Annotated in this window: 18 protein-coding genes; 17 read left to right on the top strand and 1 reads right to left on the bottom strand. The window is 58.9% G+C overall.

Going from position 1 to position 13,820, the window contains the following annotated elements; translation table 11 throughout:
• Positions 1–3: 3 nt before the first annotated feature.
• The 13 genes from EAH78_RS14170 (at position 4) to EAH78_RS14110 (ending at position 11,521) form a co-directional block, all read left to right on the top strand.
• Complete coding sequence (locus EAH78_RS14170) at positions 4–585, top strand: phage baseplate assembly protein V (RefSeq protein WP_193560081.1); 582 nt, start codon at positions 4–6, stop codon at positions 583–585.
• On the top strand, positions 582–935 hold the full coding sequence (locus EAH78_RS14165; RefSeq protein ID WP_140668081.1) for a GPW/gp25 family protein: 354 nt from the start codon (positions 582–584) through the stop codon (positions 933–935). The genes EAH78_RS14170 and EAH78_RS14165 overlap by 4 nt, the downstream gene beginning before the upstream one ends.
• Positions 932–1,846 (top strand): baseplate J/gp47 family protein, encoded by a 915-nt coding sequence (locus EAH78_RS14160; protein ID WP_140668080.1) that lies wholly within the window; start codon positions 932–934, stop codon positions 1,844–1,846. Before EAH78_RS14165 ends, EAH78_RS14160 begins: the two co-directional genes overlap by 4 nt.
• On the top strand, positions 1,843–2,457 hold the full coding sequence (locus EAH78_RS14155; protein ID WP_140668079.1) for a phage tail protein I: 615 nt from the start codon (positions 1,843–1,845) through the stop codon (positions 2,455–2,457). The genes EAH78_RS14160 and EAH78_RS14155 overlap by 4 nt, the downstream gene beginning before the upstream one ends.
• Positions 2,450–4,057: a phage tail protein gene (locus tag EAH78_RS14150; protein ID WP_240051882.1), complete on the top strand. Its 1,608-nt coding sequence runs from the start codon at positions 2,450–2,452 to the stop codon at positions 4,055–4,057. The genes EAH78_RS14155 and EAH78_RS14150 overlap by 8 nt, the downstream gene beginning before the upstream one ends.
• A 104-nt stretch (positions 4,058–4,161) precedes the next feature.
• Positions 4,162–4,593, top strand: coding sequence for a phage tail assembly chaperone (locus EAH78_RS14145; protein WP_140668078.1), 432 nt, complete (start codon positions 4,162–4,164; stop codon positions 4,591–4,593).
• Between the two features lie 163 nt (positions 4,594–4,756).
• A complete protein-coding gene (locus EAH78_RS14140; protein ID WP_140668077.1) occupies positions 4,757–5,929 on the top strand; it encodes a phage tail sheath protein in 1,173 nt (390 codons plus the stop codon).
• 49 nt (positions 5,930–5,978) lie between these two features.
• Positions 5,979–6,494, top strand: a complete 516-nt coding sequence (locus tag EAH78_RS14135; protein WP_140668076.1) for a phage major tail tube protein — start codon at positions 5,979–5,981, stop codon at positions 6,492–6,494.
• 57 nt (positions 6,495–6,551) lie between these two features.
• Positions 6,552–6,896, top strand: a complete 345-nt coding sequence (locus EAH78_RS14130) for a phage tail assembly protein (RefSeq protein ID WP_240051881.1) — start codon at positions 6,552–6,554, stop codon at positions 6,894–6,896.
• Positions 6,897–6,904: 8 nt separating this feature from the next.
• On the top strand, positions 6,905–7,024 hold the full coding sequence (locus tag EAH78_RS14125) for a GpE family phage tail protein (protein ID WP_017336912.1): 120 nt from the start codon (positions 6,905–6,907) through the stop codon (positions 7,022–7,024).
• On the top strand, positions 7,017–9,797 hold the full coding sequence (locus EAH78_RS14120; protein ID WP_140668075.1) for a phage tail tape measure protein: 2,781 nt from the start codon (positions 7,017–7,019) through the stop codon (positions 9,795–9,797). The genes EAH78_RS14125 and EAH78_RS14120 overlap by 8 nt, the downstream gene beginning before the upstream one ends.
• Positions 9,798–9,803: 6 nt before the next feature.
• Positions 9,804–10,244: a phage tail protein gene (locus EAH78_RS14115; protein WP_140668074.1), complete on the top strand. Its 441-nt coding sequence runs from the start codon at positions 9,804–9,806 to the stop codon at positions 10,242–10,244.
• 53 nt (positions 10,245–10,297) lie between these two features.
• Entirely contained in the window at positions 10,298–11,521 is a 1,224-nt protein-coding gene (locus EAH78_RS14110) for a phage late control D family protein (RefSeq protein WP_140668322.1), read from the top strand.
• Positions 11,522–11,876: 355 nt separating this feature from the next.
• Here EAH78_RS14110 and EAH78_RS14105 read toward each other — a convergent pair whose 3' ends face one another.
• A complete protein-coding gene (locus EAH78_RS14105) occupies positions 11,877–12,224 on the bottom strand; it encodes a helix-turn-helix domain-containing protein (protein ID WP_140668073.1) in 348 nt (115 codons plus the stop codon).
• 86 nt (positions 12,225–12,310) lie between these two features.
• Here EAH78_RS14105 and EAH78_RS14100 point away from each other — a divergent pair, with 86 nt between their 5' ends.
• From EAH78_RS14100 to EAH78_RS14085, 4 genes are all read left to right on the top strand, one after another.
• Positions 12,311–12,523, top strand: coding sequence for a DNA-binding protein (locus EAH78_RS14100; RefSeq protein WP_033039969.1), 213 nt, complete (start codon positions 12,311–12,313; stop codon positions 12,521–12,523).
• 29 nt (positions 12,524–12,552) lie between these two features.
• Positions 12,553–13,038, top strand: a complete 486-nt coding sequence (locus tag EAH78_RS14095; RefSeq protein ID WP_140668072.1) for a YmfL family putative regulatory protein — start codon at positions 12,553–12,555, stop codon at positions 13,036–13,038.
• Positions 13,039–13,104: 66 nt separating this feature from the next.
• Complete coding sequence (locus tag EAH78_RS14090; protein WP_140668071.1) at positions 13,105–13,386, top strand: ogr/Delta-like zinc finger family protein; 282 nt, start codon at positions 13,105–13,107, stop codon at positions 13,384–13,386.
• Positions 13,386–13,760, top strand: coding sequence for a hypothetical protein (locus EAH78_RS14085; RefSeq protein WP_140668070.1), 375 nt, complete (start codon positions 13,386–13,388; stop codon positions 13,758–13,760). The genes EAH78_RS14090 and EAH78_RS14085 overlap by 1 nt, the downstream gene beginning before the upstream one ends.
• The last annotated feature ends 60 nt before the right edge of the window (positions 13,761–13,820 follow it).

Genomic DNA, 13,820 nt, shown 5'->3' with positions numbered 1-13,820 from the left:
GCGATGCAGCGCGCACGCGCGACCTGCAACATCGGCGACATGGACTCTCTTACTGAACTGACCCGACGCCTTGAAAACCTGATCCGAGCCGGCACCATCGCCGAGCTCGATCCGGAGAAACCTCGTTGCCGTGTGAAAACCGGTGGCCTGCTGACCGACTGGTTGCCGTTCTTCGCCCTTCGGGCTGGTGAGGATAGCGACTGGGATCCGCCGAGCGTGGACGAGCAGTGCCTGGTGCTCTCTCCTTCCGGCAATCCGGCTCACGGGTTTGTCATTTTCGGCGTGTACAGCGATCGCTTCCCTGCTCCTGACAACGAGCCAACCCGCCGCCGGCGTCGGTACCGCGACGGGGCACTAGTAGACTACGACACCGCGACTCACACGTTGACTGCCACATTGCCCGAGGGAGGCAAGGTCGAACTGATCGTACCCAGTGGTCTGAAAATCAAGGGTGATGTCGATATCGACGGCCTGGTTAACGTGACCAAGGACGTCGTCGCCGGCGAACAGAAAATCAGCCTGGTCAATCACCGCACCTCGGGCGTGATGCGCGGCAACGCGCTTTCCGATGGGCCAGTTCCATGATCGGCATGAACAGCAATACCGGCCGCAGAGTCGTCGGGAACGATCACCTGGTGCAATCGATCGCCGACATCCTGACCACCCCGATCGGAACGCGCGTAATGCGCCGCGAATACGGCAGCCAGCTCGCCGACCTGATTGATTGGCCACTCAACAGCGCAACCCGGCTGCAGGCTTATGCGGCCACAGCCATCGCACTGATGCGCTGGGAGCCGCGGATTCGCCTGAGTCGCGTCCAGCTGACATTGGGTGATGTTGCCGGCCAGGCAATTCTCGACATCGAAGGCAGCCTGGTGGACACCAACGAGCCGTTGAGCCTGCGCGTTCCTCTCAGCTTGGGAGCAACAGCATGAAAACCTTTACCCCTATCGACCTGGCTCAGCTTCCGGATCCGGATGTCGTCGAGCAGATCGACTACGAGCAGATCCTCGCCGAACGCAAGGCCTATGCGGTCAGCCTATGGCCCGCCGACCAACAAGCTGCCGTCGCCGCGACCTTGGCCGTCGAGTCGGAGCCAATGACCAAGCTCCTGCAGGAGAATGCCTATCGCGAAATGCTGCTGCGTCAGCGCGTGAATGAGGCGTCGCTGGCCAACATGCTGGCCAAGGCCAAAGGAAAGGACCTGGAGCAGCTCGCCGGCAACGTCAACGTCGAGCGCCTGGTCGTAACTCCAGGCAACAGCGCAGCCATCCCGCCCATCGTCGCGGTAATGGAGTCGGACGACTCGCTGCGAGAGCGAGCGCAGATGGCATGGGAAGGCCTCTCCACCGCTGGGCCCCGTAATAGCTACATCCTGCACGCGCGCAGCGCAGACGGCCGCGTTGCTGATGCAACGGCTGAAAGCCCGTCGCCGGCGGTGGTCGTTGTCACTGTTCAGGGTTTGGTCGGGGACGGAAGCGTCGATCAGACGTTGCTGGATGTCGTCAGTCGATACCTCAGCGACGATGACCGTCGTCCGGTTGCCGATCGGCTAACGGTGCAATCGGCGACTGTCCTGCCCTACCACGTCGACGCGGTTATCTATCTCGCCACAACGGGGCCGGAAGCGGAGCCAATCCGCGAAGCGGCGCAAGCCCGCCTTGTCACGTACATCAGCCAGCGCCGGCGCCTGGGTGTCGAGATCTCCGAGTCGGCTATTCATGCCGCGCTGCATGTCGAGGGCGTGCGTAAGGTGGTTCTGCATAACTGGGCCGATATCACTCCGAACGAAGCCGAAGCGGCTTATTGCACCGGCTACAGCGTGGCTGTTGGTGCGCTGTCATGACAGGCCTGTTGCCGCCGAACGCCAAACAGCTTGAGCGGCTGGCGGCGGAGGCGCTCGCGCAAATTGAGAGGGTACCGATTCCGATCAGGGATTTGCTGAACCCTGATCGATGCCCGGTGCATCTGCTGCCCTACCTCGCCTGGGCATTCTCGGTCGACCGCTGGGACAGCACCTGGTCGGAGGCCACCAAACGTCAGGTCATCAAAGGCTCGTTCTTCATCCACTCCCGCAAAGGAACGATCGGAGCACTCCGGCGCGTAGTTGAGCCTCTGGGTTACCTGATCGAGATTGTGGAGTGGTTCAACACGGTGCCTACCGGGGTGCCAGGCACCTTTGCACTTAAGGTCGGCGTACTGGACACCGGGATCACTGAGGAAATGTATCAGGAGCTGGAGCGCCTGATCGATGACGCCAAGCCCGTCAGCCGACATCTGACCGGCTTGGCGATCAGCCTCGAATCATACGGAAATTTAGATATCAGTGTCGCTTTGCACGAAGGCGATGAAATCGACGTTTACCCGCCGCTCATGCGCGACGTCGAGGTCACCGGGACCTTCGGTGTAGTGGGCCGCGAACATTCCATAGACACCCTGGACGTTTATTATGATTGATGCGAACTCGCAGTTTTTTGCGATCCTCACGAATGTGGGGATGGCCAAGCAGGCAAACGCCGACGCGCTCAGCATTCCCTGGAAGATCACCGAAATGGGTGTGGGTGATGCCAACGGCACGGACCCGATCCCCAATGCTGCACAGACTAGGTTGATCAACGAATGGCGCCGCCGGCCGCTGAATCAGCTCAAAATTGACCCGGTCAATCCGGCAGTGATTATCGCCGAGCAAGTTATCCCCGCCGATGAAGGCGGTAAGTGGATCCGCGAGATCGCCCTGTACGATTCGGACGGCGACATGGTGGCTGTAGCCAACTGCGCGCCGAGCTTCAAGCCGGTCCTGTCGCAAGGTTCAGGCCGCACGCAAATCGTGCGCATGAACTTCATTGTCACCAGTGCCGGCAACATCACGCTCAAGATTGATCCAGCAATTGTGCTGGCCTCGCGGTCATATGTGGATGCGGCGATTCTGGAGGTGTTGCCCGCGAACAAAACGGCCGGTGAGTTCACCCGAGTGAAGGTCAATAATCGTGGCGTGGTGGTATCAGGTGACAACCCCAGCACATTGGCTGCCATGGGGATCACGGACACCTACACCAAGCCCCAAATCGAGTCGATGATTGCCCAGGCCTCGGCGCTGCCGGTCGGCACGATGGTGGCCTTCCCGGTAAACAAGCTCGCACCCGGATTTCTGGAGATTGACGGCAGTGTGAAAAGCATTGCGGCTTATCCAGATTTGGCGGCGTACCTCGGGACTGCGTTCAATACAGGCGGTGAAGGGGCGGGCAATTTTCGTCTGCCTGAGTCGCGCGCCGAGTTCTTGCGCGGCTGGGACCATGGTCGCGGAGTTGATCCGGGGCGCGGTATCGGCACGTATCAGTTAGGCCAGAACGAACGCCATAAACACCGCTACTTTGACAATGTTGATGCAGACATTGACCCATATGGAGGGGCCGCTACTGGGGTAGTGGATGGGGTTACTGTACCTATCGCGGCAGGGGCTTTTCTCGCCACCTCCGGGAACGACAGCACGCAACTGGTGATGAGCCCTACCACGGTTAGCTCCGGTGGCAACGAGGCGCGCCCACGCAGCTTGGCGGTTATGTGGTGCCTCAAGGCCTGGAACGCGCCGATAAATCAGGGAAACATTGATATTGCCGCGCTAGCTGTCTTGGCGGCGCAGGCCACGGAAAACAATCAAGGCACGGCCAAGATCGCAACGCAGGCGCAAGTCAATGCAGGAACCGATGACGCGACCATCGTGACACCGAAGAAGTTGCGACTGGGCTTCGCGGTCAGTCTTACAGCTAATGGATACATTGTTTTCCCTACATGGCTTTTGGGATTGACTTTCCAGTGGGGGAAAATTGCGCCGGCGGCGGTTGCTTCGGGAACGGCGATAGACAACACCGTACCGTTTACAATCGCATTCCCCACCGCAATTCTTTGCGCAGGGGCGTCAGCTTTTACTAATGTCTCCCTTAGCTTTCTTAGCGCAACGACATTTAACTGGACAACTACCAGCATGCACGTAGCGCCGGGTAGCTCATATTCCGGGCCCCAGCAGGTCGGTGCCACTTGGTGGGCCGTCGGCTACTAAGGCGGCGGACAAAGCTAGCCTCTAAATTTATTCGAAGCTTAATTAAATATTTCAGGGAGTGCGGGTGATCGCCATATTCCCGTAGAACGATCAAAGGGGAACTTATGCGCTATTACAGCAAGTTAACCCGGGTTACTTATCTACCGAATGTTCACGGGGATAATATGCCTGGCGATGTGATTCCTATTTCGGAGGAGCTTTATTTATCGGTTATCGCCAATCCGGCCGCCGGAAAAGTGCGCAGCCATGACGCGAATGGGTTGCCGATGTTGATTGATCCGCCCGCGAAAACCCTGGCAGAGATTGAGCGGGATGAGCGGGCGTGGCGCGACGGCGAGTTGTCGGGCGTGCTGTGGCTGCGCGAGCGTCACCGCGATCAGTTAGAAATCGAAGGGCCGACCACGCTGACAGCCGAGCAATTTAACGAGCTGCTGTTATACATGCAGGCCCTGCGCGATTGGCCTCAGTCGCCTGATTTCCCCGATAGCCAGCATCGACCAACCGCGCCGGATTGGATCGCCGAACAGGCTCAGTAAACTCCCTGCGCTGAAGGGTTTCTGCGCTTTCCCGGCGCAGCTCACCCTGGCGCGTAATTTTTTCCTGTGTAGGGCTACGCGTTACAAACCCTTGCGCTCGCCGATTAAGCGCGCGCGCGGCAGCCTGTGCAGTGTCATTCCACTACTGCACAGGCACTCTCCCATGCCCACCGATTACCATCACGGTGTACGCGTCCTCGAGATCAACGAGGGCACCCGCCCGATCCGCACCGTCGCAACCGCCGTCGTCGGCATGGTTTGCACCGCCGAAGATGCCGATCCCATCGCGTTTCCTCTCAATCGCCCCGTTCTGCTAACCGACGTCCTTACCGCCAGCGGTAAGGCAGGTATTCAAGGCACGCTCGCCAAAAGCTTGGACGCCATCGCTGACCAGGCAAGCCCCATCACCGTCGTTGTCCGTGTCGCCGAAGGTGCGGACGCTGCCGCGACCACCACCAATGTGATCGGCGGCGTCACTGCCGGCGGTCAGTACACCGGGCTCAAGGCTCTGCTGGCAGCGGAGGCGCAGTTGGGCGTGCGGCCGCGCATCCTCGGCGTACCTGGCCTCGACTCGCTGGCGGTGGCTACTGAACTGGTCCTCACCGCACAGAAGCTGCGTGGTTTCGCATACGCCAGTGCCTGGGACTGCGAAACCGTCTCCGATGCTATCGCCTACCGGGAAAACTTCGGTGCCCGCGAGCTGATGACCATCTGGCCGGATTTCGTGAACTGGGACACCACGCTGAATGCCGATGCGCCGGCGTCGGCAATCGCCCGCGCTTTAGGCCTGCGCGCCAAGCTCGATGAACAGGTCGGCTGGCACAAAACCCTTTCCAACGTGGCGGTGAATGGTGTGTCCGGTCTGAGCCGGGACATCTATTGGGACCTGCAGAATCCGGCCACCGACGCCGGCCTACTGAACGCGGCGGATGTCACCACGCTGATTCGTCGCGAAGGTTTCCGCTTCTGGGGTTCCCGTACTTGCAGCGACGACCCACTGTTCGCATTCGAAAACTACACCCGCACTGCCCAAGTATTGGCCGACACCATGGCCGAGGGCCAATTCTGGGCGATCGACAAGCCTATGCACGCGAGCCTGGTGCGCGACATCGTCGAAGGCATCAACGCCAAATTCCGCGAGCTGGTACGCCTGGGCTACCTGATCGGCGGCGAGTGCTGGTACGACGAAGCCGCCAACGACAAGGACACCCTCAAGGCCGGCAAGCTGTACCTGGACTACGACTACACCCCGGTACCGCCGCTGGAGAACCTGAACTTGCGCCAGCGCATCACCGATCGCTACCTGATCGACTTCGCCAGCCGCGTCGGCGCCTGATATTCATTCATCCGCGCGGCATCGGCCGCGCCTTTAGGAGAGCGCCCACATGGCTCTGCCCAAAAAGCTCAAGAACATGAACTTGTACAACGACGGTGTCAGCTACGTCGGTCAGTGCAAGAGCGTCACCCTGCCCAAGCTGGGGCGCAAATTCGAACAGTTCCGCGGTGGCGGCATGGACGGTCCAGTCAAGGCCGACCTCGGCCACAGCGACGATGGCATCCAGCTGGAATGGACCCTCGGTGGCTGGGATCTGACGGCGCTACGCCAGTACGGCGCAGTGTCCGCGAGCGGCGTCATGCTGCGTTGGGCCGGTTCTATCCAGCGCGACGACACCGGTGAGGTCTCAACCGTGGAGGTTGTCGTGCGCGGCCGGCACGAAGAGATCGACATGGGTGACTCGGAAAGCGGCGAAGACACCGAGCACAAGTTCACCACCACCTGCAGCTACTACAAGTTGACGATCGATGGAAACGTGGAAGTCGAAATCGACTTGCTCAACTTCATCTTCAACGTCAATGGCAAAGACATGCTGGCGGAACACCGCAAGGCGATAGGCCTGTAAGCACAGCTTTCCCCGCCGGATCGTCCGGCGCGTCCCCCTCTTTCGAAGGAAATCGACATGACCGCTCCCCTCAAAACCGACGTTGCAGCCACTCCAGCCGAGAAGAACCCAAACCGTCCAGTCATCACCCTGGATACGCCCATCGTCAGAGGCTCGACCGAGATCACAGAAGTGACACTGCGCAAGCCGGTTTCCGGAGAACTGCGTGGCGTATCGCTGACAGATCTGCTGCAGATGGACGTGCTCGCATTGCGCAAGGTTCTACCGCGAATCACCACACCGACCCTCACCGATCACGACATTGGTCTGATGGATCCGGCCGACCTGGTGCAGATGGCCACCGAGGTTGCCGGTTTTTTGCTACCGAAGTCGGCGAAGGTGGATGCATCCCTCGTTGCGTAGATGACGCGATGGCGGATATCGCCGTGATATTTCACTGGGGGCCAGCGGAGATGGATCCGCTCCCCCTGACCGAACTGATGGAATGGCGCGAACGCGCTCGTAAACGAAGTGGGGCGAAGGATGACTGACAAGCTGCGGCTGGAATTTCTGCTGTCGGCGATCGACAAGGTCACCGCGCCCCTCAAACAGATCAGCGCTGGGAGTAATGCCACGTCTCGCGCCTTGAAAGAGGCGCGGGACCAGTTGAAGGAGCTCAATGCCCAGCAGTCCAACATTTCCAGCTACACCCGCCAGAAGGAAGCGGTCCGCCAATCCTCCGAGGAACTGGCTCGCGCCCAGGACAAACTGCGCGGCCTGCGCGAGCAGCTGCAAAAGATGGACGCCCCCACAGCTGCTTTCCAGAAGGCATTCGTCAACGCCTCCGCATCCGTGGAAAAGCTGACCAACAAACATACCGCTCAGCGATCGGAACTGCAGCGTCTGATCCCCCTCATGAAATCGACCGGTGCTGACACCCGCAACCTCGGCACCACCGAACACCGCCTAAAAACTGAGATCGAGGCGGCGAACAAAGCCATTCAGTCACAGCGGGAACGCCTCTCAGCGCTCGCCAAACAGCAGGAACGGGTCTCGAAGGCTCAGAGAAACTATTCCAAGGGCAAAGAGCTCGCCGGCAACGCCGCTGTAGCAGGCGCGAGCGCAGGTGCGGTGGGTGCAGCGGTCGGCCTGCCGATCGTTGGGATGGTCAAAGACTATTCCCGTTTTGAAGATGCCATGGCGGGTGTTGCCAAACAGGTAAACGGCGCCCGGGATGACAACGGTCAGCTCACTCAGACCTATTACGACATGGGCGCGGCCATCAAGAAGATGTCCGAAACCATCCCCATGGCGACTACCGATATTGCCGCGCTGGTGGAAGGCGGTGCGCGAATGGGCATCCAGGGCAAAGACGACCTGCTGGAATTCGCCCGCGTTGCGGCGACTGCCGCAACGGCTTTCGAGCTGCCTGCGGACCAGGTCGGCGAGAGCCTGGCGCGCATCGCCAGTCTCTACAAATTGCCCATCAAGAACGTCAGCCAGCTCGGCGATGCGATCAACTACCTTGACGACAACGCGATGTCGAAGGGTGGAGACATCATTGAAGTCATGCAGCGCACGGCAGGTATTACCGCGTCGGTCGGCATGTCGTTCAAGGACGCAGCCGCTTTAGGCTCAACCTTCCTGACGCTTGGCGCCTCGGCGGAAATCGCGGGAACCGCTACCAATGCCATGATCCGAGAGTTGGCTATCGCCACCCAGCAACCTAAGCGATTTGTCACCGGCCTCAAGTCGATCGGACTGGAGGCGAAAGCGGTTCAGGATGGCATGAGTAAGGACGCAACGGGCACCATCCAGAAGGTGCTGGAGGCGGTCAACAAACTGCCCAAAAACCAGCAGCTCGGTGTGATGACCCAACTGTTCGGCAAGGAATACGGCGACGACGCAGCCAAACTGGCGTCCAACATCGGCGAATATAAACGACAGCTTGACCTGGTGAATGGAGCGGACAACGCTCCTAAACGCGACGGCTCGATGCAGCGGGAGGGTGATATCCGCGCAGACCAGTTGTCCGCCCGATGGGAAATGTCGCAGAACCGCATGTTCAACTTGAGCAGCGCCCTGGGCGCCACTCTCCGACCGGCGCTGATCCAACTGGTCACCGGATTTAACGGTGTCCTGGAGCGCGTCAACGCCTGGGCGACCGCTAACCCGGGGCTGGTGCTGGGCATCCTCAAAGTCGCCGCCGGCATTGCGGCACTGTCGATCGGCTTCAGCACCGTAGCCCTCACGATGGCCACAACCCTTGGCCCATTTCTCGCCGTGCGTTACGGGCTGTCATTGATCGGGATCCGCCTACCCTCTGTGATCGGGTTGCTATTCAACCTTGGTTCGAAGGTCCTGCCCTTTGTCGGCCAGGCATTCATGTGGGTTGGCCGACTGTTCATGGCCAACCCCATTGGCTTGGCCATCATGGCGATCGCCGCTGCTGCATATCTGATCTATGCGAACTGGGACAAGGTGAAAGCTTACTTCGTCAGTGCCTGGGCTGAAATCAAAGCGGGCTTCAGCGGCGGGATCAGCGGCATCCTGCAGACACTCGCCAACTTCAGTCCGATCGGGCTGATCTACCAAGCCTTCTCGGCGGTGATGAACTACATGGGCGTCGAGATGCCAGGCAAATTTACAGAGTTCGGGGGAATGATCATCGCTGGGCTCGTCAACGGCATCACGAACGCAATGGGATCGGTGAAGACGGCGATCACAGACGCCGGTAGCAACACCGTCGACTGGTTCAAGGAGAAGCTGGGTATTCATAGCCCCTCCCGGGTTTTTGCCGAGCTTGGCGGCTTCACCATGGCTGGGTTGGCGCAGGGCGTGGCTGATGGCAAGAGCGGGCCTCTGGACGCCGTCAAGGCTGTGGGCGACCTCATGACCCAAGCCGGGACCGTGACCATCGGTGCCATCACCAGCGCGGGCGCAGCGCTGAATCCAGCCGCTGCAATGCCCGAGGCCACCGCCGCCGCTCTGAACTCAGCCGGGTCCGTACCCGGGGCAAAAGCTGAAAATGGCGGCATGCTTGATTCGATCATGGGCATGGGCAAACGACTGGCCCAAGTGGGCGCGCTCGCCGTAGGTATGGGCGGGGCTCAAGGTGCGATCGCAGTCGACAACCGTCCGCCAATTGGTGCAGCAGCAGCTCCAGCGGCAATGCAGATGGCGCCCGATCAAATCGTTATCAACATTCACCCCGCCGCCGGGATGGATGCCGCTGCGATCGCGCGCGCCGTGTCTGCAGAACTGGACAAGCGGCAGCATGCAAAACAAGCCAAGGGCCGTAGCGCCCTTTTTGACCAGGAGTAAACGGACATGATGATGTCATTGGGCATGTTCATTTTCAGCCTCGAGACGCTGGCGTATCAGGAACTGCAGCGGCAGACAGAATGGCGTCACGGCTCGACCTCCCGCATTGGTACCAACCCAGCACGCCAGTTCCTGGGTCGTGGGGAGGACTCAATCAGCATGCCTGGAATTCTTCTGCCGGCACTCGCGGGAACGCCGCTCAGCCTCGACACACTTCGTGCCATGGCGGATACCGGCAAGGCCTGGCCGTTGATTGAAGGCACCGGCAGGATATTGGGCATCTGGGTGATCGAGAACATCAGCGAGACCAAAACCCTGTTCTTCCAGGACGGCGCAGCACGGCGAATTGAATTCACCATTGCGCTCAAGCGGATCGATGATGGGCGCGTTGACCTGCTCGGCGCAGCCGTCAGTACAGCCGGCAACATTCTGAGGAAAATCCTGTGATTGACCAGGCACTGAGTCAGATCGATAGCTATCTGAATGATGCGCAGGCCGCCATGCGAGAAGCGAACGCCTACCCGCGTCCAATTTGCCGGCTCGAGGTCGACGGACGCGACATCACAGCGGCGATCGAGCAGCGCCTGATGAGCATCGAACTGACCGACAACCGCGGACTCACGGCAGACCAGCTCGATGTCACGCTCTCGGATCATGACGGGCGTCTGGTAATTCCGCCGAAAGGCGCAACCCTGCGCTTGTGGCTTGGCTGGAGCGATACTGGCTTGGTCGATAAAGGTTCGTATACGGTCGACGAGACCGAACACAGCGGTGCGCCGGACCAGCTGAACATCCGAGCGCGCAGCGTGGACCTGAGTGCTGGGTTGAAGGTCAAACGGGAACGAAGCTGGCATGACGAAACAATTGAGTCAGTCGTACAAGCCATTGCGGGCGCATACGGCCTTGGCCCGTTGGTAAGCGCCGCTCTCAGTGCGATCAAATTGGTGCATCTTGACCAGGCCAATGAATCAGACGCGAACCTGCTCTCCCGCCTGGGACAAGAGCACGATGCTATCGCCACAGTGAAAGCCGGCAAGCTGCTGTTCATGCCGATCGGCAATGCAACCAGCGCCAGCGGATTGAACCTGCCGCACATCACCCTGACCCGCCGGGACGGCGACCAGCACCGTTTCCTACAAGCGGACCGGGACAGTTACACGGGCGTGCGAGCGTTTTATTACGACGTCAACAGCGCCGAAAAAAAAGAGGCGATTTCCGGCGGCGGCGACAACATTAAGGACCTGCGGCATTCCTATACCGATCAGAAAACCGCACTGGTCGCTGCCCGGGCTGAGTGGAACAAGCTGCAGCGGGGGACGGCAACTCTCAGCTACTCGCTGGCGCGTGGTCGTCCGGATCTAACACCGGAGCTCACCTACTCCCTGACAGGCATCAAGCAGGAAATTGCGGACATTATCTGGCTGGGGGGCAACGTCAAACACAGTTTCACGTCGGACTCATTCACCACGAGTCTTGAGCTTGAATCAAAGTTGCCAGATGGTGACGAGGTAGCGGAGCTGGCTGACGATGCCAAGGATTACACGGGCATCGTCGCGTGGTACCGCGACAAGAAGAGCGGTAAGCAGCAAAAGCTTACCGAGGGTGACCAGAGCAAGCCGAAACGGCTGACACACCTGTATGAGAGCAAGAAGTCGGCACAGCGTGCGGTCGAACGTGAGTACAAGCGGCTGACCGCGAGCAAGGCAGTCGCCACCCCTTCTTAGCAGGCGTGTTGCTGACAGGACATCAAACGTGCACTTGGCTTTCCTTCATCGGTAACAGAAACCAAAGCATTCAGCACCAGGAGCAAGCGCTCTTGATCATCGTTGGATAAACGTCTGTAGCCGACAATCAGCTCTCGTTCCCATCTCGTTACGGGCTCCAACATTGCAAGCCCATCGGCTGCGGGTACGGGGGTGATGCAAATCGGTTCCATCGCCTGTCATGCTCCAATACTGTATGCACATACAGTAACCATATCCAACCATTTAGCCAATGGGGGGTATTCGTTCAGATACAAAAAGCCCAGCTTCTGCTGGGCTTTTTTGGCTCCTAGTTCCTACTAATTAAATATGGATTTTAAGTCCTGGGGGCAGGTGTTGAGTCTTTCCCAACGGAAGCCATCGCGTAGGCCATACGGCGCAGCGACTCTTTGTCGTAGTCCGACAGATCGCGGAAATATGAGAGCACTTCTGCCTCAAGCGGCGACAGCAGATCTGCAGATGCAGGTAGACGCTCACCAAACAATACGTAGTGAACGTCCACCCCAGCTTTGTTCGCTAGCAAAAGGTAGGGAGCATCAGGACTCCGCTCATCTTTTTCGTAATTCAGCTGAGTGTTCTTTGCAATACCGCAAACATTTGCCAATTCCGTTTGGCTAACGCCCAGCCGCGCCCGCTCATCGCGAAGCCGAGCTCCAATGGTCATCAAAATTGCACCCTCATAGCTTGACAGTCCCAATTAATTGGACCAAGATCGCCAGAATTCCACACTAAATCACACGAATGAGCACTATGCCGAACACTGCTATCACCGAGCAAGCACTACAGCTAGCTCGAAGTAAGTTGGTCGCGCAGGGACTGTCTGCTGCTGATTTCGCCAAACGACACGACCTCAACCCCAGCACTGTTTATGCAGTGCTGAATGGTCAAAAAAAATGTTTGCGAGGCGAAGCTCACCGAGCGGCTGTGCTTCTGGGTATCAAAGACGGCGTGATCTCAAATTAATTGCATCCACCTTTTTGAGAAACCAGAAGATGAAACGCACTGTTCTAGAAACCCGCCGGCAAGTTGTGAGCGCAGTCATTTGCGCGTACCCGGGCGGTCGTGATTGCGCAGCACCGCGTCTAGGGATGTCGGTCAAAAAGTTCGACAACCACGCGTATGAAAACGCTGGTAGCCGCCCACTGACCGACGACCAGATTTGCCTGCTGGAGTCGCAAACCGGCACCACTCACCTGCCCGACTTCGTCTGCAATCTGTATGGCGGTGTTTTTGTCCCCGTAGCTGAGGCAGGGCAACTCGACAACCTCGACCTGTACGCGCGTTCAATCAACACCACCGTAAAGCGCGGGCTAGTTGACGCCATCATCGCCAAGGCACTTCAAGACGGCGTCATCCAAGACGACGAGGTGCAGGACATCCTCGCGGCACATCGAGCACACGTAGCAGCCAGACATGAAGAGGTCACTGCGGTGATCGTTCTGCACCGGGAAAAACCGGGCAGCCAGGATACGAAGTAGGCGCAAGAAGCGTCACCAATTCTCGGCTTTAGCCGAAAAGTCGCAATTTGCGATGGGGGAAACAAAGTGAGCACTTACAAACTGGTATGCCCGCATTGCCTAGGGCGAATGCGGATCCGCACAAGTGAAGGCACGCACATTTTTCTGCGTATTGCCTACCTGCAATGCACCAACGAGGCCTGCGGCTGGTCAGTTCGGGCTGAGTTCGAAATGACTCATGAAATGAGCCCCTCCGGTATGCCCAATCCGTCCGTTCGCCTGCCGGTTGCCCCAGTGGCAATTCGCAGGCACGCGATGAAGAAGGAAGGCGAACAACAAATGGACCTACTTGAGCTGGAGACGGCCTGATGAACATGATGACCAATGCGCAAAACCCCGAACGCGAGTACCGCGCCGCCATGCAGAGCGCCGCGCTTTGCTACATGCAACGCCACCAGGCTGAACACCTGGAAAATGACCAGCAACTCTTCAACCGCACCGTCACGTACCTGCAAGCGACATTGGAAGTACCTGTCTACCTCGCCGAAACTTTGACGGGTTTGGCATACGCCGAATTGCATTCCAGTGGTGTCCAGCGCCACCTCGACCTAAAGAACAGCAGTGCGTCCGTGGCGATGCTCACAGACCCAGCCAGCGGCAAGTCCTTCGCCATTCCCGTCGTGTTGATATTCAAACACCTGGTCGACGCCACCGAGCCTCAACCGACAGCCCCTTTCAACTAACCGAATAGCACCACCTTAAGCGAGTGGGTTTGGGCAAGTTGCGCCCGAAATCAGGGAAAA

The organism is Pseudomonas arsenicoxydans, from assembly GCF_006438915.1.
GTDB lineage: Bacteria > Pseudomonadota > Gammaproteobacteria > Pseudomonadales > Pseudomonadaceae > Aquipseudomonas > Aquipseudomonas arsenicoxydans_A.
This window is presented reverse-complemented; position numbering and strand designations above follow the sequence as displayed.